Source organism: Mesorhizobium sp. 43Arga (assembly GCF_053714255.1).
Genome location: NZ_JBSKBO010000001.1, coordinates 422,860 through 447,064 on the forward strand (window position 1 = coordinate 422,860; position 24,205 = coordinate 447,064).

The 24,205-nt window shown below is 62.9% G+C and carries 25 protein-coding genes and 1 pseudogene; 16 read left to right on the forward strand and 10 right to left on the reverse strand.

The window, feature by feature from the left end; translation table 11 throughout:
* Nucleotides 1-214 precede the first annotated feature (214 nt).
* The gene (locus tag ACWGS8_RS02080; protein WP_010911886.1) at nucleotides 215-379 is read right to left on the reverse strand and encodes a DUF1328 domain-containing protein; all 165 of its coding nucleotides are present in this window, start codon (nucleotides 377-379) and stop codon (nucleotides 215-217) included.
* Between the two features lie 302 nt (nucleotides 380-681).
* Nucleotides 682-1,476 (reverse strand): response regulator, encoded by a 795-nt coding sequence (locus tag ACWGS8_RS02085; RefSeq protein ID WP_454579376.1) that lies wholly within the window; start codon nucleotides 1,474-1,476, stop codon nucleotides 682-684.
* Between the two features lie 222 nt (nucleotides 1,477-1,698).
* Here ACWGS8_RS02085 and ACWGS8_RS02090 point away from each other — a divergent pair, with 222 nt between their 5' ends.
* On the forward strand, nucleotides 1,699-1,902 hold the full coding sequence (locus ACWGS8_RS02090) for a NepR family anti-sigma factor (protein ID WP_010911884.1): 204 nt from the start codon (nucleotides 1,699-1,701) through the stop codon (nucleotides 1,900-1,902).
* Between the two features lie 3 nt (nucleotides 1,903-1,905).
* The gene (locus tag ACWGS8_RS02095; protein ID WP_027031435.1) at nucleotides 1,906-2,457 is read left to right on the forward strand and encodes an RNA polymerase sigma factor; all 552 of its coding nucleotides are present in this window, start codon (nucleotides 1,906-1,908) and stop codon (nucleotides 2,455-2,457) included.
* Nucleotides 2,458-2,499: 42 nt separating this feature from the next.
* On the opposite strand, the gene ACWGS8_RS02100 is transcribed toward ACWGS8_RS02095, so the two are convergent.
* Nucleotides 2,500-2,991: a response regulator gene (locus tag ACWGS8_RS02100; protein ID WP_454579377.1), complete on the reverse strand. Its 492-nt coding sequence runs from the start codon at nucleotides 2,989-2,991 to the stop codon at nucleotides 2,500-2,502.
* A gap of 40 nt (nucleotides 2,992-3,031) precedes the next feature.
* On the opposite strand from ACWGS8_RS02100, the pseudogene ACWGS8_RS02105 reads away from it, so the two are divergent.
* The 3 genes and pseudogenes from ACWGS8_RS02105 to ACWGS8_RS02115 all read left to right on the forward strand — a co-directional run bounded on the left by ACWGS8_RS02105 (nucleotide 3,032) and on the right by ACWGS8_RS02115 (nucleotide 4,713).
* A pseudogene (locus ACWGS8_RS02105) lies at nucleotides 3,032-3,791 on the forward strand (Crp/Fnr family transcriptional regulator).
* 126 nt (nucleotides 3,792-3,917) lie between these two features.
* Nucleotides 3,918-4,244, forward strand: coding sequence for a DUF883 family protein (locus ACWGS8_RS02110; protein WP_454579378.1), 327 nt, complete (start codon nucleotides 3,918-3,920; stop codon nucleotides 4,242-4,244).
* Nucleotides 4,245-4,254: 10 nt separating this feature from the next.
* Entirely contained in the window at nucleotides 4,255-4,713 is a 459-nt protein-coding gene (locus ACWGS8_RS02115) for a hypothetical protein (RefSeq protein ID WP_454579379.1), read from the forward strand.
* Nucleotides 4,714-4,737: 24 nt separating this feature from the next.
* Here ACWGS8_RS02115 and ACWGS8_RS02120 read toward each other — a convergent pair whose 3' ends face one another.
* Nucleotides 4,738-6,270 carry a sensor histidine kinase gene (locus ACWGS8_RS02120; protein ID WP_454579380.1) on the reverse strand — a complete coding sequence of 511 codons (1,533 nt, stop codon included), beginning with the start codon at nucleotides 6,268-6,270 and terminating at the stop codon, nucleotides 4,738-4,740.
* Nucleotides 6,271-6,424: 154 nt separating this feature from the next.
* Here ACWGS8_RS02120 and ACWGS8_RS02125 point away from each other — a divergent pair, with 154 nt between their 5' ends.
* A complete protein-coding gene (locus ACWGS8_RS02125; RefSeq protein ID WP_454579381.1) occupies nucleotides 6,425-6,598 on the forward strand; it encodes a hypothetical protein in 174 nt (57 codons plus the stop codon).
* A 29-nt stretch (nucleotides 6,599-6,627) separates the two neighbouring features.
* Here the strand turns inward: ACWGS8_RS02125 and ACWGS8_RS02130 are convergent, their stop codons facing one another.
* Nucleotides 6,628-7,548 carry a diacylglycerol/lipid kinase family protein gene (locus tag ACWGS8_RS02130; RefSeq protein WP_454579382.1) on the reverse strand — a complete coding sequence of 307 codons (921 nt, stop codon included), beginning with the start codon at nucleotides 7,546-7,548 and terminating at the stop codon, nucleotides 6,628-6,630.
* Nucleotides 7,549-7,831: 283 nt separating this feature from the next.
* Between ACWGS8_RS02130 and ACWGS8_RS02135 the strand changes: the two genes are divergently transcribed.
* Nucleotides 7,832-9,154, forward strand: a complete 1,323-nt coding sequence (locus ACWGS8_RS02135; protein WP_454579383.1) for a PRC-barrel domain-containing protein — start codon at nucleotides 7,832-7,834, stop codon at nucleotides 9,152-9,154.
* 78 nt (nucleotides 9,155-9,232) lie between these two features.
* On the opposite strand, the gene ACWGS8_RS02140 is transcribed toward ACWGS8_RS02135, so the two are convergent.
* Complete coding sequence (locus ACWGS8_RS02140; RefSeq protein WP_454579384.1) at nucleotides 9,233-10,801, reverse strand: alkaline phosphatase family protein; 1,569 nt, start codon at nucleotides 10,799-10,801, stop codon at nucleotides 9,233-9,235.
* 226 nt (nucleotides 10,802-11,027) lie between these two features.
* Between ACWGS8_RS02140 and ACWGS8_RS02145 the strand changes: the two genes are divergently transcribed.
* The 4 genes from ACWGS8_RS02145 (at nucleotide 11,028) to ACWGS8_RS02160 (ending at nucleotide 14,093) form a co-directional block, all read left to right on the forward strand.
* Nucleotides 11,028-11,960: a ring-cleaving dioxygenase gene (locus tag ACWGS8_RS02145; RefSeq protein WP_454579385.1), complete on the forward strand. Its 933-nt coding sequence runs from the start codon at nucleotides 11,028-11,030 to the stop codon at nucleotides 11,958-11,960.
* A 4-nt stretch (nucleotides 11,961-11,964) separates the two neighbouring features.
* Nucleotides 11,965-12,585 (forward strand): alpha/beta hydrolase, encoded by a 621-nt coding sequence (locus ACWGS8_RS02150; protein ID WP_454579386.1) that lies wholly within the window; start codon nucleotides 11,965-11,967, stop codon nucleotides 12,583-12,585.
* Between the two features lie 2 nt (nucleotides 12,586-12,587).
* Nucleotides 12,588-12,887 carry a GNAT family N-acetyltransferase gene (locus ACWGS8_RS02155; RefSeq protein WP_010911871.1) on the forward strand — a complete coding sequence of 100 codons (300 nt, stop codon included), beginning with the start codon at nucleotides 12,588-12,590 and terminating at the stop codon, nucleotides 12,885-12,887.
* Between the two features lie 147 nt (nucleotides 12,888-13,034).
* Nucleotides 13,035-14,093, forward strand: a complete 1,059-nt coding sequence (locus ACWGS8_RS02160) for a dipeptidase (protein WP_454579387.1) — start codon at nucleotides 13,035-13,037, stop codon at nucleotides 14,091-14,093.
* 10 nt (nucleotides 14,094-14,103) lie between these two features.
* Here ACWGS8_RS02160 and ACWGS8_RS02165 read toward each other — a convergent pair whose 3' ends face one another.
* From ACWGS8_RS02165 to ACWGS8_RS02180, 4 genes are read right to left on the reverse strand one after another with little or no spacing between them, the layout of a single operon-like run.
* Nucleotides 14,104-14,349, reverse strand: coding sequence for a hypothetical protein (locus ACWGS8_RS02165; protein ID WP_454579388.1), 246 nt, complete (start codon nucleotides 14,347-14,349; stop codon nucleotides 14,104-14,106).
* Between the two features lie 2 nt (nucleotides 14,350-14,351).
* Entirely contained in the window at nucleotides 14,352-15,611 is a 1,260-nt protein-coding gene (locus ACWGS8_RS02170) for an aminomethyltransferase family protein (RefSeq protein WP_454579389.1), read from the reverse strand.
* A gap of 3 nt (nucleotides 15,612-15,614) precedes the next feature.
* On the reverse strand, nucleotides 15,615-17,180 hold the full coding sequence (locus tag ACWGS8_RS02175; protein WP_454579390.1) for a phytoene desaturase family protein: 1,566 nt from the start codon (nucleotides 17,178-17,180) through the stop codon (nucleotides 15,615-15,617).
* Nucleotides 17,167-18,786: a phytoene desaturase family protein gene (locus ACWGS8_RS02180; RefSeq protein WP_454579391.1), complete on the reverse strand. Its 1,620-nt coding sequence runs from the start codon at nucleotides 18,784-18,786 to the stop codon at nucleotides 17,167-17,169. Before ACWGS8_RS02180 ends, ACWGS8_RS02175 begins: the two co-directional genes overlap by 14 nt.
* 253 nt (nucleotides 18,787-19,039) lie before the next feature.
* Between ACWGS8_RS02180 and ACWGS8_RS02185 the strand changes: the two genes are divergently transcribed.
* The 5 genes from ACWGS8_RS02185 to ACWGS8_RS02205 all read left to right on the forward strand — a co-directional run bounded on the left by ACWGS8_RS02185 (nucleotide 19,040) and on the right by ACWGS8_RS02205 (nucleotide 24,119).
* A complete protein-coding gene (locus ACWGS8_RS02185) occupies nucleotides 19,040-19,828 on the forward strand; it encodes a class I SAM-dependent methyltransferase (RefSeq protein ID WP_454579392.1) in 789 nt (262 codons plus the stop codon).
* A gap of 6 nt (nucleotides 19,829-19,834) precedes the next feature.
* Complete coding sequence (gene betI / locus ACWGS8_RS02190) at nucleotides 19,835-20,521, forward strand: transcriptional regulator BetI (protein WP_454579393.1); 687 nt, start codon at nucleotides 19,835-19,837, stop codon at nucleotides 20,519-20,521.
* Between the two features lie 48 nt (nucleotides 20,522-20,569).
* Nucleotides 20,570-21,652 (forward strand): ABC transporter substrate-binding protein, encoded by a 1,083-nt coding sequence (locus tag ACWGS8_RS02195; protein WP_454579394.1) that lies wholly within the window; start codon nucleotides 20,570-20,572, stop codon nucleotides 21,650-21,652.
* Between the two features lie 110 nt (nucleotides 21,653-21,762).
* Nucleotides 21,763-22,839, forward strand: a complete 1,077-nt coding sequence (locus ACWGS8_RS02200) for an extracellular solute-binding protein (protein WP_454579395.1) — start codon at nucleotides 21,763-21,765, stop codon at nucleotides 22,837-22,839.
* Nucleotides 22,836-24,119 carry a flavin monoamine oxidase family protein gene (locus ACWGS8_RS02205; RefSeq protein WP_454579396.1) on the forward strand — a complete coding sequence of 428 codons (1,284 nt, stop codon included), beginning with the start codon at nucleotides 22,836-22,838 and terminating at the stop codon, nucleotides 24,117-24,119. The genes ACWGS8_RS02200 and ACWGS8_RS02205 overlap by 4 nt, the downstream gene beginning before the upstream one ends.
* Nucleotides 24,120-24,205: the final 86 nt, after the last annotated feature.

Below are 24,205 nucleotides of genomic sequence, written 5' to 3' on the forward strand. Positions count from 1 at the left end.
ATTTCCCGGGAACTTACCTACTTCCAGCTACTTCCAGGGGATGATCGCTGGACAAACGGAAACCGTTTGTCCGAGAAAACCGGTTCCCACTTTTCGGGATCCTGCTCTAAAGCGGTCCGCCGGACGGTGTCCCTTTGAAGGATACCGCCCGGCGGGGGCTGGAAACCGTTTGAGGGGTGCGGCTTCCAGTGTTCGCTCGGAGAAGCGTTCGCCCTCACGCCCGTCTGAACAGGCCGGCCAGCAGCGAAATGACCAGGAAGGCGAGAAAGATGAAGAACAATATCTGCGCTATGCCGGCGGATGTACCGGCGATGCCGCCGAACCCAAGCGCGCCGGCGATAATCGCCACGACAAGAAATACGAGCGCCCAGTAAAGCATGGTTCATCTCCTTCCGAATGTGCAGGGAAAACGTGGGTGCATGCGGTTTGTTCCACCCTTTGCCGAAAATGGCGTTGCTTGCAAACCGTTAGAGCAATTCCAGGAAAAGTTTGAGCGCTTTCCCTTGGGAATTGCGTCAAAACAACAACTTAGAGCGGCTCGCCGTTTCCGTGAAACGGTGAGCTGCTTGAGGCAAAGCGCCTCAAAATTCGCGACTGATGGATCTGGTAGCCAAAAAGGCCGCCTGATGCATCGCATCGGACGGCCTTTGTTTTGCTTTCCCGGCTGGAAAGGCCGCGCCCCTATGCGGCGGCCTTCGCCTGACGGTCGAAGAACAGCGCCTGGCTGATCAGTGCCTTGACCATGTCGGGATTGAACGGCTTGGTCACCAGGAAGGCTGGTTCGGGGCGCTCGCCGGTCAGGAGGCGTTCGGGAAAAGCGGTGATGAAGATCACCGGTACAGAAGTTGACGACAGGATCTCGTTGACCGCCTCGATGCCCGAACTGCCGTCGGCGAGCTGGATGTCGGCCAGCACCATCTTCGGCCGCGTCTTGCCGAACATCATCACTGCCTCGGCATGCGTGCGCGCGGTTCCAACGACACGATGACCAAGGCTCTCGACCATCTCCTCTATATCCATGGCGATCAGCGGTTCGTCCTCGATGATGAGCACATCGGTCGCCACCTGGCGTGAAATCTCGTTGCTTGCCTGGGCAAGCAGCTCCGAGAATTGCTGGTCGCCGACGTTAAGTATCTCGGCCGCCTCGTCCTCGCTGAAACCTTCGACGGCAACCAGCAGGAAGGCCTGACGCGGAAGGGGGGCGATGGCGTTGAGATTGGCGGCGGCGCGCTGCTCCCACGCCGACTGCGCCTGCTCCGGTGGCACGCGGATGGCGACAGACGTGAAAAGTTTGGCGAAAACCTTGTAAAGGGCGATACGGTCGCTCGATGCTTCGGGGAAGATGTCGACATCGGCGATGATGGCCTCAAGCATCGCAGCGACCAACGCGTCGCCGCTCTCTTGCGATCCCGAGACGGCGCGCGAGAAGCGGCGCAGGAACGGCAGGTGCGGTGCGATGGTAGCGGATAAACTCATGATAAGACGTCTCCCTCAGTATGACGCGATTGCCTGAATTGCAGGTCAAGCTGATTTGCAAGCCCGCTAAGACAACGCGGCTTTTCTCAAAAAGTTCCGACCGATATGGAACGAAAAGCCGGGAAGGGCGTTTGATGTGGGGATGGGCAACCAGACGAGGGTGCCGCTTGCCTTGTGTTGAGTTGAGTATGAGCGGCCTAGTGCTGGGAATATAAGGGCGAAATGAAGGACATGACGAAAGATATTTTGGCTGGCGCCGAGGGCAGGCGCCGGAACGGTGTCGGTGACCCGCTGGGGCCCAACTCCGAAATCGGACGCAAACTCAAACAATATTATGACGAGCTGGTCTCCGACGATGTGCCGGATCGCTTTGCACAGCTGCTCAGCCAGCTGGAACAGGCCGAACCCGCACAGAAGAAGGACTAAGCGATGGCAGCGGTCTCCCAAGGCTTCAAGACCGATCTGCTTGGGGCGATCCCGAGCTTGCGGGCCTTTGCCGTGTCGCTGACGCAGAATGCCGACAAGGCCGACGACCTTGTTCAGGAAACGCTGGTCAAGGCCTGGGACAAGCATGAGAGCTTCCAGCCCGGCACCAACCTCAAGGCATGGCTTTTCACCATCCTTCGCAATGAATTCTATTCGCAGATGCGCAAACGCGGCCGCGAAGTACAGGACAGCGACGGCATCATGACGGCCAGGCTCGCGGTGCATCCGGCCCAGCACGGCCAACTCGATCTCAAGGATTTTCGCGGCGCTCTCGAGCAGTTGCCGGAAGACCAGCGCGAGGCCATCATCCTCATCGGGGCATCGGGCTTCTCCTATGAGGAGGCCGCTGAAATCTGCGGTTGCGCGGTCGGAACGATCAAGAGCCGCGTCAGCAGGGCGCGCACGCGCCTGCAGGAAATCCTGAAGATTTCAGGCGAGGACGAATATGGTCCCGATGCGATCTCTGCCCAGGTGACGGGGACGGCGGCGCGTTGAGGTGAGGCCAGGTCGCGGAACTCGGATCCGATCGCATCACTCTCAACCGGCAGAGCCTCGTCCATAGGCCAGCGCCACCGCTTCGACGAGATCTTCGCCTGAATAGGGTTTGGTGACCAGCCTCACCCCTGGAAAGGATAGCTTGATCTCGTCGGCATCCGAATAGCCGGAGGCAAACACGAAAGGCACGCCCGTTTCGCGCAGGCCGGCGGCGAATTCGAGCGTCGAAGCGCCGCCCAGCATAAGATCGACGATGGCTGCGTCAAACTGCATCGCGATCTTTCCGCCATCGACCTCGGCCAGATCACGTGCAATCACCACCTCGCCGGCGCCGTGGTCGCGGCAGAGCTGCTCGACATCCATGGCGATGAGGAATTCGTCCTCCAGGACAAGAATTCGCAATCCGTCAAGCAAATGGGTCACAGGCAATCGCTCCTTGAAACGCGGGGAGTCATGATCGCTATTTGGCGCGCTGTCATTTAAAAAAGACATGCCGACAGTGGCGGAATGCCGATCCCCGGCAAAGCGTTTCAAATCGACCTGCCAGCTGGCAGGCTTTTCGAAGAGGGTCGAGATGCCAAGCCAGAATGCACGTTCTTTTGCCAGCCGCCAATACCCTTGCGAGAATTGTCCGTTGCGGCCCCTGCCGGTCTTCCGCGAGTTCGAAAAACAGGAACTGGCCTTCATCAGCACCTTCAAGAAAGGAGTTCGCGGTCGACAAGGGCGCAACGGTCCTCGTGGAAGGAAGCCACAGCGCCCATCTCTACACCGTGCTGTCCGGCTGGGCGTTCCGCTACAAGCTGTTGCCGGACGGTCGCCGACAAATACTCAACTACCTCATGCCCGGCGATCTCATCGGCCTTCAAGGCAGCGTCATGGGGGAAATGCAGCATTCCGTCGAGGCCCTGTCGCCAATGCTGCTTTGCGTCTTCGAGCGCGACAATCTGCATGAACTCTACCGCAACCATCCAGGTCTCGCCTACGACATCACCTGGATCGCGTCGCGCGAAGAACGCATGCTGGACGAGAACCTGCTCAGTCTGGGCCGCCGCAGCGCGATCGAGCGCGCCGCCTATCTGATTGCCTTCATAGGCAGCCGTGCCAAGGTCGTCGGGCTGAACGGCAAGCAATCCATCCAGATTCCGATCACGCAGCAACATATCGCCGACACGCTTGGTCTTTCGCTGGTTCATACCAACAAGACGATCCGCAAACTGATGGACCGCAAGCTGATCCTCTGGCGCGATGGTGGCTGCGAGGTGGTCGATGCGGAAGGGCTCAAGCAACTCGCCGGCTGGGAAGGGCTGGGCGAGGGGCGTCGCCCCCTGATCTGACGAAGCGCCTTTCGTCACGGCTTGGCGATTGATGTGTGCGTGCGTGTTTTCGGCTAGTTTGTCCCGATGCCGGAACCTTGAGACGCAAGGCGCGTTTGAAATCGAGCAATCACAAGGAGTTAAGCAATGGCAACCGCTGCAGGGAAGACCGCCAATGAAGCGCGGGCGAATTCGGATCTCGAAGCCGACATAAGGCAGTTGAAGGCCGATATCGACAAGCTCACCAAGCAGTTGGCCAAAACTGGCGAACACGGCTATGGCACGGCCCGCCGCGCGGCCACCGAGGGCGTTGAGCAATTGCGCGTCCAGGGTGAAGCTGCGTTTGACAGTCTGCGCGGCAGTGCCAAGGACATCGAGGCACAGCTGCTGGCAAATGTTCGCGAAAAGCCGGTGACGTCGCTGGCGATCGCCGCCGGTGTCGGCTTCCTCTTCGCGCTGCTTGCGCGGCGCTAGTTCCACCCAAATGGGACTGTTGGCATCCCTGCTCTCGGGTTTCGCCTCGGGTGAAACCGTGGCCGCCCTACGTCGCGCGCGTACGACGGCGATTGTCTATGCGCTCGCCGCTTTGGCGGCTTTGTGCGGTCTCGGCTTTCTGGTCGGGGCAGCCTATATCTGGGCCGCCGCCCGCTATGGATCGTTCGCCGCGGCGCTTGGCTTCGGCGTCGGCTTTCTGGTGATCGCCGGCCTCGTTCTTCTGATCCATCTGTTGATGTCCGGCGCCCGTGCCCGCCGCGAGGCAAGGCGGCGCAGTGCAGACCTGAAGGCGATCGGCATCACGGCGGCACTCGCCGTGCTGCCGGCCTTGCTCAAGGGAAAGGGTGGCCTCGGCGTCATTCTAGGCCCGGCCGTGGCGCTCGCCGCCTATGCCATCTACCGCGAGAATGTGAAGCCCGACGATCCTGATGCCGGCAAGGGGAAATAGCGTCGGCCTGGAATCAGAGATACGTCATTTGGACAGATCTTCCAGCGGCATCGATATTTGGGCGAAGACGCCTTCCCTGCGGAATTCATGGGTCACTTCGCTTGAAATGACCTTGGCCAGGCTGCGGCGGATGAGGATCGAGCCGAAGCCGTGGCGCTCCGGCGGGACGACTTCAGGGCCGCCACTTTCGCGCCACGTCAGCACCAGGCGGTGGTTGCCCTTCCTGCCTTGCGTCTTCCAGTCGAGATCGACCTTGCCGGATGCAATCGACAGCGATCCATATTGCAGCGCATTGCTGGCCAGTTCGTGCAGGATGAGCCCGAGGCCGACGGCCTGATCGGGCGACAGCAAAAGGTCGGCGCCGGAAACGGCGATACGCGGCTGGTCGGCGGTGTCAAAGGGCCTGATCTCGATCTGGACGAGTTCGCGGATGCCGATGCCGCGCCACTCGCGGTCGGACAAGAGATTGTGGGCGATGCCCAGCGCCTGAAGCCGGGCGCCGAAGGCCTCAAGGAATTCGCTCGGCTGGCGGGCATGACGCACGGTCTGCGTCGCCAGCGCCTGGACGGTCGCCAGCGTGTTCTTGACGCGATGATTAAGCTCGCGCAGCAGAAGCCGCTGCCGCTCCTCGCCGAGCTTGCGTTCAGAGATGTCGTAGTTGACGCCGAAGATCAGCGTCGGCTTGCCGGCGCCGTCGCGCTCGATGACGCGGCCGCGCGTGGCCACCCAGCGCGGCGGATGAAAGCCCTTCACACGGTATTCGCCGAAATAGTCGTCGCTGCCGGACAGGGCATCGCGAAAGCGGGTCTCGGTCTGGTAGACATCGCGGGGATCGATGGCGGTCAGGATGTCGCGCGCCCGCAGCCGGGTCGAGCGCGGCAGGTTGAACAGTTCCGACAGCCGGACATCGCATTCGATCATGTCGGTGCGGATATCCCAGGCCCAGCTGGCGAGCGAAGCCGCGTCGAGCGCGATGGCGCGCCGCTTTTCCTCGCGCGCCAGGGCCGCCTCGGCAATGGCGCCGCTGCGGGTCGCGTCCTTCAAGGTGAACAGGCTGGCGGCGAGGCCGGCCAGCGTCTTCAACTGGTCCAGCTTGGCGCCGGAGGGATAGGCATGCGGTTTGCGGTCGAGCACGCACAGCGTGCCGATCCTGACGCCTGCCACCACCATCGGCGCGCCGGCATAGAAGCGCACATGTTGCCTGCCGGTGACCAGCGGGCTGGCTCTGAAGCGCGGGTCCGTCGTCGCGTCCGTCACCACCATGGGCTCGTCGCCGGCGGCGATGGCGTGGGCGCAGAAGGAGATGCTCGTCGCGGTCTCGGTCTCGTCGAGGCCAAAGCACGACTTGAACCATTGCCGCTCGATATCGACGAGCGTGACAAGGGCGGTGGGCGCTTGCATCACAGCCGCGGCAAGGCTGGTGATGCGGTCGAAATCCGGGTCGGCCGCCGTATCCAGCACCTCCAGCCCGTTCAGCACGGCCAGCCGGTCCTCGGCATTGACCGCGAGCGCCACCTCGGCCGGCAGGCTCGCCCCTATTTCCGTCTTGCTATCCACCCCAATCCCCAAATGCCCATGCCGGCCTTCGCCGTCTTGCCGATCCGCCTGCCCACCGCAAGCGGGCCTCCCGGAACCATCCTAGCGAGGAACCGTTACCCGACCGTGATTTGCCGAGTGCGCCAACAGGCGCAAAACGAAACAAGGACCGGCCATGATCAAGATCATTCCTCAGGACAAGGCGCGGCAGGGGCGGTGGGGTTGGCATGGCTTGCGTATCCTGATCGCCGCGCTGCTTCTGGCCTTTGCGGCCTGGGGCATCGCTGAAATCTATGGCGAGGTGGCCAAGACACCGGCGACGCAGCAAGGAAGTGCACCAAGCGGCTAGATTTTCGGCCGTCATCGTTGGAGATCGCATCAGGCGGCCTTTGCCGCGGCGATGCTGGCCGGCACCAGGACGTTCAGCGCGCCGGGCTGGATTTCGATCGTCGTCTCACGCTCGAGCCTGACCAGTTCGCCATCCATGACGGCGCGGAACTTTCTGCTGCCGGAATGGATTTTCAGGACGGTGCGGTCGGCCTGGTGGATCTCGACATGTTCGTTGTCGCGCCATCTGCCGCGCGCCACGTTGAAGAGGAATTTCATTAGTTCGGCGCGCTGCTGCGCCACCGTGACATAGATGCCGAGCACGCCACCCGAAGGATTGTCCGCATAAGGCAGATGGCCTTCACCGAACAGATTGTTGGTGACGCCGATGCCTGAGATGCGCGCCGTCATCTCGGCCTTGCCGACAGTGAGCGTGACGTTCATCGCCGGCGGGTTCTTGATTGTCGCCCATGCCGCTTTGGCCGAGGCTCCGATCTTGCCAAGGCGCGAGCCGAATTCCATCCCCTGGCGCAGTTGCACCATCTTGGCATGCATGCCGATCGAGAATTGATGGACGAAGGGCCGGCCGTTGGCGGTGGCCATGTCGACGGCGATGATCTCACCGTCGGCGAAGGATTTCAGCGCGGCATCGAGCGACTGCGGAATGCCGAGGCCACGCGCGAACAGGTTCATGGTGCCGGCCGGCAAGATGGCAAGCGCCTTTTTGTTGCCCATCAGCCTCGCGGCCGCCGCCGAAATGGTTCCATCACCGCCACCCGCCAGCACGACATCGACGGTGCGACGCGAGGCGGCGTTGTCGAGGGTTTCGACAACGTCCTTGCCGGCAACCACGTCGATGCTCAAGGAGTGGCCTGCCGCTTCCAGCGTCTGGCGCATCCTGTCGGAAAAGGCGGCGAGGTCGGTGGTGCGCAAGGTGCCGCCATCCTGGTTCAGCACCGCTGCAAATTTCATGCCCCGCTCCGTTGTCAGCCCAAAACGGGCCAGGACGAACCCAGCCGGAGGCTGAAACGTGGCGATGCCGGAATGGTTCCGTTGGAAACGGTGCAATTCAACGCGTGTTCTCCAGCCGCCCGCGCAACTGCTGCGTGTTTTCCGCACGAAATCCACGCCAATTTTGTCGGAACAACAGCATGGTCACGACGTTTGTGAACCATAGAGATGCCGCGCCCGATCTTCCCAGCGACGGTTCAATCGGGCGCGGCGTGCACGAAATCACGCACCAGGAGAGACTATCATGATACGCACCCTTTTAGCCACGACCGCACTCACAACGTTGATCGCGACGGGCGCCCTCGCGCAAAGCGGTACGAACCCTGCTCCGGCCGATCCACCGGCCGTCCAGGAGCCGGCTGCGGCCGCTCCGGTGCCGCACGCCGAAGGCAGCATCGTCACCAACATCATCGGCGAATCCGTCTATAACGGCACCGGTGATAACGCCGAGAACATCGGCAAGGTCAGCGATGTCGTCTTCGACAAGGACGGCATGGCCAAATCCGTCGTCATCGGCGTCGGCGGCTTTCTGGGCGTCGGGGCGAAGAATGTCGCCTTCGACTATGACAAGCTGCAATGGGCCGAGAAGAACGGCGACCGCTGGTTGGTTGCCCAGACAAGCAAGGATGAGCTGAAGGCGCATCCGGAGTTCGACAGCAAGCCCTACGGGCCAACGCCGGCTCCTGCCACTTCCACCGACGCGGCAGCACCGAAAGCGCCTGCGACGACGGATACCGCACAGGCCCCTGCAGCCGCGCCGGCCGAGCCGGTGAAGCGTGCTGATGGCAATCTCGCCACCAACATCATCGGCAAGACCGTCTATAACGGCACGGGCGACGATGCGCAGAATATTGGCAGCGTCAACGACATCGTGCTGTCCAAGGAAGGCAAGGCCGAATCTCTGGTGATCGGTGTCGGCGGCTTCCTTGGCCTAGGCGCCAAGAATGTCACCTATGACTTCAACAAGGCTAAGTGGGCGGAGAAGAATGGCGACCGCTGGCTGGTGGCGCAGACCACCAAGGAGGCGCTGCAGGCGCAGCCGGATTTCAACCGCAAGGCCTATGATCCGGCGCCGGCAACCACGGCAACCAATGAGCCGGCGGCAACTGCGCCGGCCGCGACCACGGCTCCTGCTGCCGCGCCTGCGGACAAGACGGCCGAAGCACCAGCGGCTACGACCCCTGATGCTACCGCTCCTGACCAGACGCAGACCGCCGCCATCGACAAGTCGACGCTGACCGCGATGCCGGTCGGCGAGATCAAGGCCAGCGATCTGAAGGGTACCACTGTCTACGGCGCCAATGACGCCAAGGTCGGCGAGATCGGCGATGTCGTGCTGACGCCCGACAAGAAGACGGATGCGGTCATCGTCAATGTCGGCGGCTTCCTTGGCATCGGCGAGAAGGAGGTGGCGGTCGGCCTGGATAATCTGAAGTTCATGACCGACAAGAACGGCAAGAAATATCTCTACACGACCTTCACCAAGGAACAGCTCGAGGCGCAGCCTGCCTATGACAAGGGCAGCTATGCCGAGAAGCGCGACCAGCAGCGGATGATTGTGAAGTAGGCAGTAGGCAGATAGGCAGTAGGCAGTAGGCAGTAGGCAGTAGGCAGTAGGCAGTAGGCAGTAGGCAGTAGGCAAGCCCTATTCCCTACTGCCTATTCCCTTGCTCACATGTCCCACCACGCCATTTTCCGTGAGTTCCGCCAGCGCCAGCGACTGGTCGAGATGTTCGGCCCGCCAGGCGAGAAGCCGCTCAGCGAATTGCAGGCGGGTGGACAGATGCGCAGGGCTGGTGGCGAGGTTGGTCAGTTGGCCAGGATCTGCCTCGACGTTGAAAAGCAGGGGCGGCAAGCCGCCGCCAAAATGCACGTATTTGAATTTTTTGGTGCGGATGACAGCCAGGTTGCACTGGCGCGAGGCAATGCCGAAATGCGCTTCGGCCTCGCCGTCCGCGATCGAGCGGAAATCGAACTCCCAGTGCGCGGCGTCGCGCCAGGCGGCGGGGCTTCCGCCGCTCAGGAATGGTTTCAGCGAGCATCCGTCAAGGTGCGGTTCAGGGGGCTCGCCAAGCAGGTCTATAAGCGTGGGCAAGATGTCCACCGCTTCGGTGAAGCGATCGACCGTGCTGCCGGCCGCCTTGCGATGCCGCGGATCGCGAATGATCAGCGGGATGTGGTAGCTGCCGTCGAAGTAGCCGCCCTTGCCCAGCATGAAATGGTCGCCCATCATCTCGGCATGGTCCGAGGTAAGGACAATGATGGTGTCGTCCCACGCGCATGAAAGCTTGAGCGCCTGCCATATCACGCCAAGCTGTGCATCGACCTCCGAGATCATGCCGTAATAAATCGCTCGGATGCGTCGGAAATCATCCTCGCTCCAGTCATGCACCTTGCCTGCGGCACCGGGGCGGAATTTCGCGCGGTTCCGCCGGCTGAGATCATAGGCGAGATAGGGATGGCTCTGCGCTTCGGCCCGCCAGCTCTCCGCGCGGTGGAATGCCGGGCCGTCGGCCGGATCGTATAGCGTGTTGTAGGGCTCCGGCACGATGAAGGGCGGGTGCGGGCTGATGAAGGAGAGATGCGCGAACCAGGGCGTGGCCTGTTCCTGCTCGCCGAGCCAGCGGATGAATTCACCGGCAAGGAAGGCCGCCGGCGTATGGTCCTTCGAATAGATTGGCGGCGCCTCGGTCACAGTGTCATCGTCTTCATCGCCTACAGGACGGTGGATGTCCGGAGATCCGGCGCTGGCATCGATGCCCTGCTGCTTCAGCCAGGACAGCCACTGCTTCTGATGCTCGGGCAGCAGCTGACGCACCGTGAATCCGGGCAGCACGCCTTCATAGGTTTTCAGCCTCGGATCACCTGAAGTCAGCAGGCGCGGGTCGAGCGACACGTCGGTGTAGCCGAACAGCGTCGGATCGTAGCCGATGCTGCGCGCGTGCTGCGCGATGTTGCCGTGACGGGCGTCCAGCGGTGAGCCGTTGCGGCAGACGCGGTTGTTCATCTGGTAGAGACCGGTGTAGAGGCAGGCACGCGCCGGCGCGCAAGGCGCCGCACCGCCATAGTGCTGCTTGAACAGCACGCCTTCGGCGGCAAGCGCGTCGGCATTCGGCGTCCTCACCACGGGATGACCGGCGGCCGACAGGCAATCGCCACGCCATTGGTCGCAAGTGATCAGGAGAACGTTCGGGCGCCTGGCTTTTCCTGTCACTCGCGATACCTTTCGCTGCATGGTCGAATGCCATTCATGGAGCCGATTTCCAGCAAGGGCGCAAGACCGCCCGCATTAGTCGTTCGGTGAACAAAATTCTTTTGACTGTTCACTTTTACAGCACAGTCCATTCTGTGTTTGCCGCCTTTGCCGCAGGCGGCCATGTCCTCATATTGGCGTGGACAGCGGCGAAGGCCGCACAAACAACAAGGGAAGGAGCGACATAATGCTCGACCAGATCAAGGGCCTGCATCACGTCACCTCGATGGCGAAGGATGCCCGGCAGAACAATGATTTCTTCACCCACAAGCTCGGCCTGCGCCGGGTCAAGAAGACCGTCAATTTCGACGCGCCCGACGTTTACCACCTTTATTATGGCGACGAGGTTGGCACGCCCGGTTCGGTGATGACCTATTTTCCGTTTCCCAACATCGGCAAGGGCCGTCCCGGCGTCGGCGAGGTCGGCACCACGGTCTATTCCGTGCCGGAAGGCACGCTCGCCTATTGGGAAAAGCGCTTCGCTGATGAAGGCGTGAGCGGCGTTTCCCGCGAGGAGAGTTTTGGTGAGAAGCGGCTCAGGTTTGCCGGCCCCGATGGCGACGGTTTCGCGCTTGTCGAGGACAAGGCGGATAGCAGAGCGCCGTGGGCCAAAGGCGGCATTGCGACCGACGAAGCGATCCGCGGCTTTCACTCGGTTTCGCTCAGGCTGAAGGATGGCGGCGCCACCGAGGAGCTGTTGAAATTCATGGGCTACGAGGAAGTCGATAAGTCAGGCAATGTCAGGCGGCTTGCGGTGAAGAACGGCAACGGCGCCGATGTCGTCGATATCGAATCGCTGCCGGCTGCTGCCTTCGCCGATCTCGGCGCCGGTTCGGTGCATCACGTCGCCTTCGCCGTCGAGAACCGCGCCAAGCAGCTCGAAGTGCGCAAGGCGTTGATGGATACGGGCTATGGGGTGACGCCGGTGATCGACCGTGATTATTTCTGGGCGATCTATTTCCGCACGCCGGGCGGCGTTCTGTTCGAAGTCGCAACCAACGAGCCGGGCTTCGACCGCGATGAGGACACCGCGCATCTGGGCGAAGCGCTGAAGCTGCCGACGCAGCACCAGCATTTGCGGCCCTATCTCGAACAGCATCTGCAGAAGCTGGAAGGCTGAGGCCATGAGCACGGACGCTTACATCCATAAGGTGCTGCCCGGTTCGCCGGGCGGCCCCATGCTTTTCGTCTTTCACGGCACCGGCGGCGACGAGAGCCAGCTTCTGTCGCCTGGACGCGATCTCGTGCCCCAGGCCACCATCATTTCGCCGCGCGGCGATGTGTCCGAATACGGTGCGGCGCGCTTCTTTCGTCGCACCGGCGAGGGCGTCTACGACATGGACGACCTGGCGCGGGCAACGGACAAGATGGTGGCCTTCGTCAAGGGGCATGTCGAAGCGGCGAAGCCGTCGGCGGTGCTTGGTCTCGGCTATTCCAACGGCGCCAACATACTGGCGTCCGTGGTGTTCGCCGAGCCCGAGCTGTTCGACGCCGCGGTGCTAATGCATCCGCTGATCCCGTTCGAACCGCAGGTCGAGGGCAGCCTTGCCGGCCGTCACATGCTGCTGACCGCCGGCAAGCGCGATCCAATCTGCCCGCCGAACCTGACGACGCGGCTCGAAGCCTATTTGCGTGCCGACGGCGCCGATGTCACAGTGGAATGGCACGAAGGCGGGCACGAGGTGCGGCCAAATGAAATCGAAGCGGCGCGGCGGCTCTTTGCCGGTGTCGCTCAAGGAGTTTAGACATGCCCGACCAACTGCCTGAAATCGAACTGGAAGACCGCGGCTCCAAAGGGCGCTATGTGCTGCGCGGGCCTGGTGGCGCCGAGGCCGAGATGACCTTCACCAAGATCGGTGAACACCAGATCATCATCGACCACACCGAAGTGCCGGACGCGTTTCGCGGCCAGGGTGCCGGGCTTCGGCTCGTCACCCGCGCCGTCGAGGATGCGCGCGCGGCGGGCAAGAAAATCATCCCGCTTTGCCCGTTCGCCAACGCCCAGTTCCGCCGCCACGCGGAATGGGCTGACGTGCTGAAGCACTAGGAGACGCAGGCACGTCATCGATTGGCTACAGCGGGGGGACAAAGTGGCAGTCCCCGCTGCCGGTTGGCTTTGTCATTTGCCGCGACCAGATATCTTGCCTAGATATGATATCTCGCCGTGCCGACAAACGAACTGAATGATCCCCCGATGACCGAAACCGACCTCGTCCCCGTCTTCGACGGTCACAACGATACGCTGCTGAGGCTGTATCAGTCGAAGGACAGGGACGCCGAAAAGCTGTTCGTCGAAGGCAAGTCGGGCGGCCATATCGACCTGCCGCGCGCCAAGGCGGGCGGCTTCGCCGGCGGCATGTTCGCGATCTTTCCGCCGCCGATCGAGAAGGCCAGGCGCAGCGCCGTGCCCCTGGCGCCGAGCGACAGCGAGCCGCTGCCGCCGGAGGTGCCGCGCGCCGATGCGCTCAACTCGACGATCGCGATGGCTTCCATTCTGTTCCGGCTGGAACGGGCCGGGGCTCTGGCTGTCTGCCGCAGCGCCGGCGATGTGCGCAACGCCATGGCCAAAGGCACGATCGCTGCGGTGTTCCACATCGAGGGCGTCGAGGCGATCGATCCGGAATTGACCATGCTCGACGTGTTGCATGCCGCCGGCCTGCGCTCGCTCGGCATCGTCTGGAGCCGGCCGAATGCTTTCGGCCATGGCGTGCCGTTCCGCTTTCCGTCGTCGCCCGATACCGGCCCGGGGCTGACCGATGCCGGCAAGGCGCTGGTCAAGGCCTGCAACGAACTGAAGATCATGATCGATCTTTCGCATCTCAACGAGAAGGGTTTTCGCGATGTCGCCGGTCTCAGCGACGCGCCGCTGGTCGCCACCCACTCCAACGTGCATGCGCTATGCACCCACTCGCGCAATCTCACCGACTGGCAACTCGGCGCCATTCGCGAGTCCGGGGGCATGGTCGGGCTGAACTTCGCCACCGGCTTTCTGCGTGAGGACGGCCGCATGAATGCAGACACCAGCCTCGACATCATGGTGCGCCATGTCGATTCCCTGCTGCAGGCGCTAGGCGAAGACGGCGTCGGCCTCGGCTCGGATTTTGATGGCGCCATGATCCCGGCGGTTATCGGCGACGTCGCCGGCCTGCCGAAGCTGATCGATGCCTTGGCCGCGCGTGGTTTTGGCCGTGCCCTGATCGAGAAGATCGCCTACCGCAACTGGCTGAGCATGCTCGAAAGAACCATTGGGTAGCGCCCAGGCGCTACTCGAAACCGATCCTTTTGAGCCAATCCTTGCCGACGCCGCGGTCGCGGATGATCGGCAGCGGGTTCTCCGAATCTAGCCGCGCGCAGATGCGGTAGACCTCAAGCGTCTCGGCGCTCATCTCGCCGCGCTTGTAGAAGAACATGGCGGCGGCATAGCGCGTGCGTCCGGACCATTTCTCGCCGAGCGGCGTTTTGACCAGCTCCCACTGCTCGGCCGCCTCCAGCTCGGCTTCGTCGGCCATGGTCAGAAATCCGCCGGCGGATTGGCTGTGCGGCGGTCGAGTTTGATGAAGGGCCGCGCCACCACCTTGGCCCGTTTCATCAGCTTCTGATACTGCAGCTCGCGCATGGCGTAGATCTCGACCCAGAGGTCTTCCACGACGGTATCACCATAGGGCCGCGCCAGCGAGGCGATGGCGATGTTGCGCTTGGCCATTGGCGACCACATGGCGGCGCTGACCAGTCCGACCTCTTGATGCTTCTTGTGATAAACGATCGCGTGTTCGGCCGGGATGTTGCCCTCGATCTCCAGCCCCACCAGCATATGGCGCAGCCTGCGTTTGACGCGCGCCTCGAGAATGGCGCGGCGGCCGTTGAAATGGGCTTTCTGCGGATCGATCATGAAGCCGAGCCCGATCTCGTCGGGCCGGCGCAAGCGGTCGGCCCGGATGGCGTGCTCGGCGGTGGTGAAGTCGGCATTGGCAACGATCAGCCCGGCCTCGATCCGCGTGCGGTTGAGGGCAGTGTAGCCGATGGCGCGGATGCCGCGCGGTTCGCCCGCTGCCATCAGCCGGTCCCAGAGGCTCAGGGCCTTGTCGGCAGAAACGAACAGTTCGTAGCCGAGATCGCCGGTGAAGCCGGTGCGCGAGATGGTGACGGTTGTGTCGTCGTGCCGGAAATCCGCAAGGTCGAAGACCCTGAGTTTTTCGACGCCGGCAAAGCCGGCCTCGCGCAGCACGGCGAAGGAGGTTGGGCCTTGAAGGGCGAGCCCGGCGACGGCCTCGGTCTCTTCTTCGACCGTCACATCGAATCCAACGGCGCTATCCAGCAGCCAGGGCAGATGCCGCTCCTGCGAACACAGGCGGAAGCGCGTCAGCGACAAGCGAAACAGCGTGCCGTCGTCAAGGACAAAGCCCTCGTCGTCACACCATGCCGTGTAATGGACGCGGCCGGGCCTGAGCTTGGTGACATCGCGCAGCGTGACGCGGTCGAGGAAGGCTTCGGCGTCCGGCCCTTCGACCCGGTATTTGGTCATCGGCGAAATGTCGAACAAAGCCGCCTGACTGCGTATGGCGAAATATTCCAACTCCTCGTCCCACAGCGAATGCGGCGCGCGATAGCCGGCCCAGTTGTACCAGTCCTGGGTCTTGGCCAGTGCGTCGAGGCGCGGCTGGAACGGTGTGCCGAGGCGCAGCGTGCGGAAATGGGATTGCGCGGCTATGCGGGCGGAAACGGCCGCGTCTTCTGTCTTTGCAACGGGCTTCTTCCTGGTTGCCTGGGCCATGACCTATCCCTTCATTGCAATGATGCGCCGCGCCGCGTTGAGGCCGGGAGCGCCGGAGACGCCGCCGCCGGGATGCGAGCCGGCGCTGGCCAGGAACAGACCTTCGAGCGGCGTGTCGTAGCCCGACCAGCCGGTGAGGGGACGCGAGATCAGCATCTGGTCGGCCTGCAGCTCGCCATGGTGCCAGTGGCCGCCAGGCATGCGGTAGCGCGCCTCGATATCGGCCGGCGTCAACAGCTCGGCATGGACAACGCTCTTGCCGATGCCGGGTGCGTAAGCCTCGAGCCGCGCCACGATTGCCTCGAGGAATTTCGGCTTGCCGGCAGCCCAGCCTTCCTTCAACGCGTAGGGCGCGTATTGCACCACCGCCGACAGCACGCAGGCGCCATCAGGCGCAAGCGATGTGTCGGCGAGGCTGGGCAGCGTGATTTCGAGCACCGGCTCGGGTGAGAATTCGCCATACTTGCATGGGTTGAAGGCGCGTTCGACATGGTCGGGCGAGGGCGCGATGACCAGACGGCCCTTGTGAGCGGCGGCATCGGCGCCGGTGAATTGGGGCGGCTGGTCGAGCGCCAGATGCAGCTTGGCGGCATCGCCCTTCATGCGGATGTTTTTCACCTTGCGCAGGAAACCGGTGTCGATCTCGCGTGGTCCGACAAGGTCGAGGAAAGTGGTCGCCGGATTGATGGCCGAGACAATGGTCCTGGCGCGCAATTCCTCGCCAGTGTCGAGCGCGACGCCGACGGCATGGCCCTTCTCGACGATGATTTTCGCTGCGGTAGCCGATGTGCGGATGATGACGCCGGCTTTTTCCGCCGCGGCACGAATGGCGGCGACGACTGCGCCCATACCGCCTTGCGGCAGGACCTGCGCGCCGGCCGCTCCGCCGGTCTCGCCCGCCAGGCGATAGTAGAGCCCGAGCAGGGAGGTCGGCGAGCGCGGGCCGAGATGGCTGCCGAGCGTCGCGTCGAAGGCGAGCAGGCCTTTCAGCCTGTCATCTTCGAGCTGTTCGTCGAGCAGGTCGGCAACGTTCATCAAGAGCACGCGCAGGAAGTCGCGCATGTCTTCCTTGCCGAGTTTTTTCAGCGCCAGAGCGGTCTGGCCGAGCCCCGCGGTCTCCAGCAACGACATGCCGGCGAGATCGGGCGGGCGGCGCGAGAGAAAGGGCTTCAGGATGCCGGCATGGCGCAACAGTTGCGCGCGCAAGCCCTTCCAGGCCGACTGTTCGGAGGAACTGGCGCCGGTCAGGACCTCGCCATAGGCGCCATGCAGCATCAGCGCCGGGCCGTCCTTCGACAGTGCCACCGACGGCAGGAAGGCGGCGCGGGCGAATCGCAGTCCATGCGTCTCCAGCTCGAGTGTCTTCGCCACATCGGGATGCAGACGGTTCAGCAGATGAGCGACCGAAGAGACGCGAAAGCCCGGGGCGAATTCCTCGGTGCGCGCGGCGCCGCCGACTTCGCTACCGGCCTCCAGCACCAGCACCTTGCGGCCGGCCTTGCTCAGCGTGGCCGCGGCGACAAGGCCGTTGTGGCCGCCGCCGATGACGATTGCATCAAATGACGTCATGGGCCGGGCTCATATGCGAGGTTGATTTGGCGAGGTCGCGCAGGATTTCCACTGCTGCATTGCGGCCGGGCGCGCCCATGACACCGCCGCCCGGGTGGGTCGAGGAGCCGCACATATAGAGCCCGCCGACGGGCGAGCGGTATTGCGCGTAGCCCGGCACCGGGCGGTTGAACAGAAGCTGGTCGAAGGTCAGTTCACCCTGGAAGATATTGCCTTCGGTCAAGCCGACCTCCGCCTCGATTTCGCGTGGCGTGCGCACCTCCATGTGGACGACGCGGTCGCGAAAACCCGGCGAGTACTCGGCGATTTGCGCAACCACGCTTTCGGCGAAGCCGTCACGGTCGGTACCGGTCCAGTCGCGGCCGTTCACTTTGGGTGGCGCGTATTGCACAAAGCAGCTCATGAAGTGCTTGCCAGGCGGCGCCATGGTCGGATCGAGCGTTGTCGGGATGACCATGTCGAGGAAGGGGTCGGCCGACCAGCGCCCGGCCTTCCAGTCGTCATAGGCGCGCTCCATGCGCCCGATCGAATCGGTGAAATGCATGTCGCCGCGATAGACTGGCGAGTCCTTCGGCAGCGCCGGGAATTCCGGCAGCGAATCGAGCGCGATGTTGACCTTGCCGGAGGAGCCGCGGAGCTTGAAGTTCTTGACCCGGCGCAGGAAAATGTCGGGCAGTTCCTTTTCCTCGACCAGCTTCAGGAAGGTGCGCTTCACGTCGGCATTGGAGACGACGACCTTGCCGTAGATTTCCTCGCCGCCGGCCAGCACCACGCCCTTGGCCTTGCCTCGGCTCACCAGCACATGGTCGACCTCGGCGCCGGTGCGGATGGTGCCGCCCGAGGCCTTGAACGACGCGGCCAGCGCCCTGGTGACCGCGCCCATGCCGCCGCGCGCATAGCCCCAGGCGCCGACCGAGCCGTCGACCTCGCCCATATAGTGGTGCAAGAGCACGTAGGCCGTGCCGGGCGACATCGGCCCGAGCGCGGTGCCGATGATGCCGGACAAAGCGAAGTTCGCCTTGATGACATCTGTCTCGAAATACTCGTCGAGGAAGTCCGAGATCGACATGGTCCAGAAGCGCAGCGTCAGCGCCATCTCTTGCGCCGACAGGCCTGCGAATTTCTTGCCGAGATAGAGCAACTCGCCGATGTCGCGCGGCTTGAGGCTGGTCGGGTCGGGCGCGGTGCGCATCAAAAGCGGCTGGATGAAGCGGCACTGCCGCGTCACGTCGCGGGCGTAGCGGTCATAAGCCTCGGCATCGCGCCTGGAGAAGCGGGCAAATTCGCGCCGATGTGCATCATGGTCGCGGTAATTGGCGAGATAGTCGCCGTCGCGGGTGAACACCGCGCCGCCCTCATAGGAAATGACCTGCAGGCCAAAGCGCGGCAGTTCGAGGTCGCGCATGATCTCGGGGCGAAACAGCGAGCAGACATAGGAGCAATTGGAATAGAGGAAGCCCGGCGTCAGCTCGCGGCTGGTGGCCGCGCCGCCGAGCCAGTCGTTCTTCTCCACCACCAGCACATCCAGCCCCGCGCGCTGCAGGTAGCAGGCATTGACCAGGCCGTTGTGTCCGCCGCCGATGATGATCGCGTCCCAAGCTTTCATTGTGGCCCAGTCTCATTGTTTCCGCGCAATTCCCAAGGCAAAGCCACCCACGCTTTTCCTGGAATTGCTCTGTGCGACCCGCTGTTCATTTTTGCGTGATCCGTTCCCGAACATATGGAATTTGGCACGATATCGGCCATTCTGTCCAGCCATACTGAATGAATGTTCAACAAATCATGTTGCGTTTTCTCACGCATGCGCTAGGCTTTGCCGGCGTTCGAAACGAGCATTCATCGGTTGGGATCGAGGGCTGATGATCGAAACGGCAGATGCCGAGTATGACGACACCGCCATCCGTTTCCTCGAGGCGCTGTGGGGCGATGGTTATCTGTCGCCGGGCGGGCCTGAGGAGGTCGACCGGGTCGTCGAAGGGCTTTCGCTCGAGGGCAAGACGATCCTCGACGTTGGCTGCGGCTCCGGTGGCATCACCCTGCGTCTGGTCCAGCGCCATGGCGCCGCCCACGCCACCGGTTTCGATGTCGAGCAGCCGGTGATCGACGCGGCTAGGCGGCGAGCAGCCGAGCGCGGGTTCTCGGACCGCGTCAGCTTCGTTCAGGCGCCACCCGGACCGCTGCCTTTCGCCGATCGCTCCTTCGATGCCGTTTTTTCCAAGGATGCACTGCTGCATGTGCCGGACAAGGACGGCCTGTTCGCCGAAATCTTCCGCGTGCTGAAGCCGGGCGGCGTCTTTGCCGCCTCCAACTGGATGATCGGGCATGATGGCGAACCCTCACCCGAAATGAAGGCCTATATCGCCGCCGAAGGGCTGTCCTTCGCCATGGCCTCGCCGGCGCGCTATGCGCAGGCGATGCGAGGAGCGGGCTTCGCCGACGTCACCGTCAGGGACCGCAATCCCTGGTACCGCGAGGTGGCGCGCGGCGAATTGCAAAGGCTGAAAGGGCCGCTCTATGCGCCGGTCGCCGCCGTGGTCGGCGCTGCCTATGTCGACAAGAACATCCGAACCTGGGAGGCCATGCAGAAGGTGCTTGACAGTGGCGAGCACCGCCCCACTCATCTGCGCGGTTGGAAGCCGGTTGGATAGCCGGCAATGCTGGAGACCGTCACATCCATGAAGACTTCCGAGGCCAGAAACATTCTCGCCGAAACGGCGCGAAAGGGCGATGCCGAAAAACGCGGACGCAAGGCTTCGAAGGAGGTCCGTCAGCTGCAGCTGATCGAGGCGACGATCGATTCGCTGGCCAAGCGCGGCTATGCCGAGACGACGATGGCCGATGTCGCCGATGGCGCGGGCCTGTCGCGCGGCATCGTTAACTTCCATTTCGAGAGCAAGGAAAAGCTGCTGATCGCGACGCTGCAACACATGTATGACGAGTATTCGGCGCATTGGCGCGCCTCCCTGGAGAAGGCAGGCGACGATCCGGCGCGGCAGCTGCAGCAACTGGTGTGGGCCGACTTCGACCGCTCGATCTGCAACAAGCGCAAGCTCGCCGCCTGGCTGGCCTTTTGGGGCGAGGCCAAATCGCGTCCGACCTATCAGGCGCTGAGCAGTTCACGCGATGCCTATTACCAGCAGGTCTTCATCGATCTCTGCACGACGCTCAAGCAGAGCGGCTCGTATGCCTATGAGCCGCAGGTGATGGCGCTGGCGCTGTCGGCCATGCTGGAAGGGCTGTGGCTGCGGCTGATGATGGGCACCGAGGACACAACGCGCGAAACAGCCTTGCAGGCTGCCAACGCTTTTTTGGCCGCGGCCTTCCCGAAGCACTACGGTTAGCAACAGCCGGCCGCCAAGACCGGCAAGACCAAAAGAGGATGGAACAGCATGAAGAACCTTAGCCGACGCCTGACATTGACATTGGCGCTGGGCGGCGCGCTCGCGGCTTCCGCGGCAGCGTTCGCCGTTGCCGCCGACAAGGACCTGATCGTGTTCGATTGGTCCGGCTATGAGGATCCGAGCTTCCATCCGAAATATGTCGAGAAGAACGGCGATTCGCCGACCTTCGCCTTCTTCGGCGACGAGGATGAGGCGTTCGAGAAGGTGCGGTCGGGTTTCAAGGCCGATCTCGGCCATCCCTGCTCGCAGAGCGTGACGAAGTGGCGTGAGGCGGGCCTGCTGCAGCCGCTCGACACGTCGAAGATCGCGGGCTGGAAAGACCTCAATCCCGGCATCATGGCGATGAAAAACCTCGCCACCACCGATGACGGCAAGGCGTGGTTCATGCCTTGGGATTGGGGCAACACGCAGCTCACCTACAACTCCTCCAAGATCGACGCCAAGGATGTGCAGTCGCTGAAGGCGTTCGCCGATCCGAAGTTCAAGGGACGGGTGTCGATCGGCGACAATGTCGACGACGCCTATGCGCTGGCGAGCCTCGCCATCGGCCTGCGGGACTGGACCAAGATGACGGACGACCAGTTCAAGCAGGCCTCCGATTTCCTGCGCCAGGTACACAAGAACGTCCGCTCCTATTGGACCGACACCACCGATATCGTCCAGTTGCTGTCGGGCGGCGAGGTCGACCTCGCCTGGGCCTGGAACGATGCGACGGTGCAGTCCGTCAAGGCGGGCGTGCCGATCAAGTCGGTAAAGGATACGAATGAAGGCATCTCGACCTGGGTCTGCGGCTATGTGCTGTTCAAGGACGCGCCCGGCAATATCGCCAAGGCCTATGATTATCTGAACGCCATCAACGATCCGGAGACCGCCAAGGTGCTGGTCAAGGACTGGGGCTATGGCCAGGCCAACGCCAAGGGCATGGCCGGCGTCGACCAGGCGATCCTCAAGGAAAAAGGCTATGACGACGTGCAGAAATTCGTCGACAAGACGCTGTTCCAGTCGCCGCTGCCGTCGGATCTCAAGCTGAAGATGATCGCCGAATTCGAGAAGATCAAAGCCGGATATTGATCTTGTCCTGACTGCCCGTCCGTTGCCGGCATGGCGGGCGGACGGCCTCGCCAAAGCGGACAATATCTCCTAACCTCGCAGCAGCTTTTTCGCGATGGGGGAGTTTCGCCATGACGCCGATGCTACGCCGCCTGGCGCTTGCAGCCGCTTGCACGATCGGCGCCGGCGCGGTCTATGCCTGGGCGGAAGGTGGCGGCGATCTCGTGGTGTTCGACTGGTCCGGTTACGAGGATCCGCTGCTGCATCCCGCCTACACCACCAAACACGGCGCCGAGCCGACCTTTGCCTTCTTCGGCGACGAGGACGAGGCCTTCGAGAAGATGCGGGCTGGCTTCAAGGCCGACATTGCCCATCCCTGTTCTCAAAGCGTGGCGAAGTGGCGCGACGCGGGCCTGCTGCAGCCGCTAGACACGTCAAAGATCACGGGCTGGAAAGACCTCAATCCCGGCATCATGGCGATGAAGAACCTCGCCACCACGGCCGACGGCAAGGCCTGGTTCATGCCGTTCGACTGGGGCAACACGGCGTTGCTCTACCGCACCGACAATGTGACGGGCGATGAGGCGAAGTCGCTGCGGATCCTGGCCGATCCGAAATTCAAGGGTCGCGTCACCATCGGCGACAATGTCGACGATGCCTACGCGCTGGCGAGCCTGGTCATCGGCCTGAAGGACTGGACGAAGATGACCGACGCGCAGTTCAAGGAGGCGTCCGATTTCCTGCGCCAGGTGCACAAGAACGTGCGTCTCTACTGGACCGACTCGAGCGATATCGACCAGGCTTTTTCCGGCAATGAGGTCGACCTTGCCTGGGGCTGGGGCCAGACACTGATCGCGATGAACGGGCAAGGCGTTCCCGTCGCCATGAACCGCGATACCAAGGAAGGCTTGTCCACCTGGGTGTGCGGCTACGTGCTGATGAAGGACGCGCCGGGCAAGCTCGACCAGGCCTATGATTTCCTGAATGCGGTCAATGCGCCCGATATTTCGAAATTCATGGTCACGACATTTGGCTACGGCCATGGCAACAGCGCCGGCATGGCCGCGATCGACCACAAGGTGCTGGCCGAGCGCGGCTTCGACGATATCGACAAGTTCCTCGACAAGACGCTGTTCCAGCAGCCGGTCGCGCCCGAATTGAAGAAGCGCATGGTCGACGAATTCGAGAAGATCAAGGCCGGCTATTGAACGACAAAATCGAAAGAACCGACGTCGTCATCGTCGGTGCCGGCTTTACCGGCCTGTCGGCGGCGCTTGAGCTGAAGCAGGCCGGCATAGGTTTTGTGCTGCTTGAGGCACGCGCCCGTGTCGGCGGGCGAGTGGAAGCCGTTCGGAATGGGCTTGGCGAGCGGCTCGATAGCGGCGGCCAATTCCTGTGCGAGGACATGCCGGAAGTGATGGCGCTGGCGAAGGCGCGCGGCAAGACATTCGTCGAGACCTATGTCGAGGGTGATTTCATCACGCATCCGTCGATGCCGGCCAAGGATGCCAAGCAGACCTATCACGGCGCGATGGCGATCCGCGAGCGCATGAACGGCATCGAGCCGGACGACCCGTCGATAGAAGGCATGAGCGTCGCCGCCTGGCTGGAACAACAGCATGATCCCATCGACGCCAGGAAGGCTTTCCGCTCGATGATCGAAGGCCTGTGGTGCCTGCCGATGGACAGGGTGCCACTCTGGTACCTGATCGACAATGACCGGCGCATCACCAACGAGGTGCCGGAGCTGCAATACTTTCTGCGCGAGACGATGCAGTCGCTGGCCGAGGATCTTTCTGGCGATCTCGGCGACCGGGTACGGCTCGGCGAACCGGTCACGCGCATCGAGCATGGGCCGCAAGGTGTTCGTGTCGTCACGGGCAATGGCGTGATCGAAGCGCGCCAGGTGCTGGTCGCGCTGCCGCCGGCGACGGCCGCAAGACTCGCTTTCGCGCCGGCCTTGCCGGCGGCACTCGCGAAGGCGCTTGGCGTCTGGCAGAGCGGCGCGGTGATCAAGATCCTGGTGCGCTATCCCAGGCCATTCTGGCGCGAGCAGGGTTTGAGCGGCATGGTGATGTGGCGCGACCTGCCGGGGCTTTTTGCCTGCGACGCCAGCAAGGACGGGGAGCATGCCGCGCTCGTCGTCTTCGTTGGCGGGCCGCTGGCGTTGCGCTGGCGTGCGCTCGACGAGGCGGGACTGCGGACGGAAGTGGTCACCCGGTTGCAGGACGCTCTCGGCCCGGATGCCGGCGATGCCGTCGATTTCAGCTCACGCGACTGGATAAAGGATCGCTGGAGCGGCGGCGCCTATAGCGACCTCATCGTCGACGTGACGGCCAGGGATGCCGAGCGGACGATTCTCGCGGGCGCGCCGCCAGTGCATTTTGCCGCTTCGGAACTGTCGCCGTCATTCCCCGGCTATGTCGAAGGCGCGATCGTCGCCGGGCGCATCGCGGCGAGAAAGATAATCGCCGAGCTTGTTAGCTGAGCATGATCCCTGGACAGGACGGGTTCGCGATTGTCCGACAAAACGGGTTTCCGTTTGTCCGACAAAACCGGTTCCGGTTTGTCCGA

What these genes read in the sequence shown, in the direction of transcription:
- ACWGS8_RS02090 (WP_010911884.1), top strand. Translation starts at nt 1,699, where the DNA reads ATGAAGGACATGACGAAAGATATTTTGGCTGGCGCCGAGGGCAGGCGC.
- ACWGS8_RS02095 (WP_027031435.1), top strand. Translation starts at nt 1,906, where the DNA reads ATGGCAGCGGTCTCCCAAGGCTTCAAGACCGATCTGCTTGGGGCGATC.
- betI (WP_454579393.1), top strand. Translation starts at nt 19,835, where the DNA reads ATGCTGGAGACCGTCACATCCATGAAGACTTCCGAGGCCAGAAACATT.
- ACWGS8_RS02160 (WP_454579387.1), top strand. Translation starts at nt 13,035, where the DNA reads ATGACCGAAACCGACCTCGTCCCCGTCTTCGACGGTCACAACGATACG.
- ACWGS8_RS02195 (WP_454579394.1), top strand. Translation starts at nt 20,570, where the DNA reads ATGAAGAACCTTAGCCGACGCCTGACATTGACATTGGCGCTGGGCGGC.
- ACWGS8_RS02080 (WP_010911886.1), bottom strand. Translation starts at nt 379, where the DNA reads ATGCTTTACTGGGCGCTCGTATTTCTTGTCGTGGCGATTATCGCCGGC.
- ACWGS8_RS02150 (WP_454579386.1), top strand. Translation starts at nt 11,965, where the DNA reads ATGAGCACGGACGCTTACATCCATAAGGTGCTGCCCGGTTCGCCGGGC.
- ACWGS8_RS02170 (WP_454579389.1), bottom strand. Translation starts at nt 15,611, where the DNA reads ATGGCCCAGGCAACCAGGAAGAAGCCCGTTGCAAAGACAGAAGACGCG.
- ACWGS8_RS02175 (WP_454579390.1), bottom strand. Translation starts at nt 17,180, where the DNA reads ATGACGTCATTTGATGCAATCGTCATCGGCGGCGGCCACAACGGCCTT.
- ACWGS8_RS02110 (WP_454579378.1), top strand. Translation starts at nt 3,918, where the DNA reads ATGGCAACCGCTGCAGGGAAGACCGCCAATGAAGCGCGGGCGAATTCG.
- ACWGS8_RS02135 (WP_454579383.1), top strand. Translation starts at nt 7,832, where the DNA reads ATGATACGCACCCTTTTAGCCACGACCGCACTCACAACGTTGATCGCG.
- ACWGS8_RS02125 (WP_454579381.1), top strand. Translation starts at nt 6,425, where the DNA reads ATGATCAAGATCATTCCTCAGGACAAGGCGCGGCAGGGGCGGTGGGGT.
- ACWGS8_RS02155 (WP_010911871.1), top strand. Translation starts at nt 12,588, where the DNA reads ATGCCCGACCAACTGCCTGAAATCGAACTGGAAGACCGCGGCTCCAAA.
- ACWGS8_RS02180 (WP_454579391.1), bottom strand. Translation starts at nt 18,786, where the DNA reads ATGAAAGCTTGGGACGCGATCATCATCGGCGGCGGACACAACGGCCTG.
- ACWGS8_RS02085 (WP_454579376.1), bottom strand. Translation starts at nt 1,476, where the DNA reads ATGAGTTTATCCGCTACCATCGCACCGCACCTGCCGTTCCTGCGCCGC.
- ACWGS8_RS02130 (WP_454579382.1), bottom strand. Translation starts at nt 7,548, where the DNA reads ATGAAATTTGCAGCGGTGCTGAACCAGGATGGCGGCACCTTGCGCACC.
- ACWGS8_RS02200 (WP_454579395.1), top strand. Translation starts at nt 21,763, where the DNA reads ATGACGCCGATGCTACGCCGCCTGGCGCTTGCAGCCGCTTGCACGATC.
- ACWGS8_RS02165 (WP_454579388.1), bottom strand. Translation starts at nt 14,349, where the DNA reads ATGGCCGACGAAGCCGAGCTGGAGGCGGCCGAGCAGTGGGAGCTGGTC.
- ACWGS8_RS02145 (WP_454579385.1), top strand. Translation starts at nt 11,028, where the DNA reads ATGCTCGACCAGATCAAGGGCCTGCATCACGTCACCTCGATGGCGAAG.
- ACWGS8_RS02185 (WP_454579392.1), top strand. Translation starts at nt 19,040, where the DNA reads ATGATCGAAACGGCAGATGCCGAGTATGACGACACCGCCATCCGTTTC.
- ACWGS8_RS02115 (WP_454579379.1), top strand. Translation starts at nt 4,255, where the DNA reads ATGGGACTGTTGGCATCCCTGCTCTCGGGTTTCGCCTCGGGTGAAACC.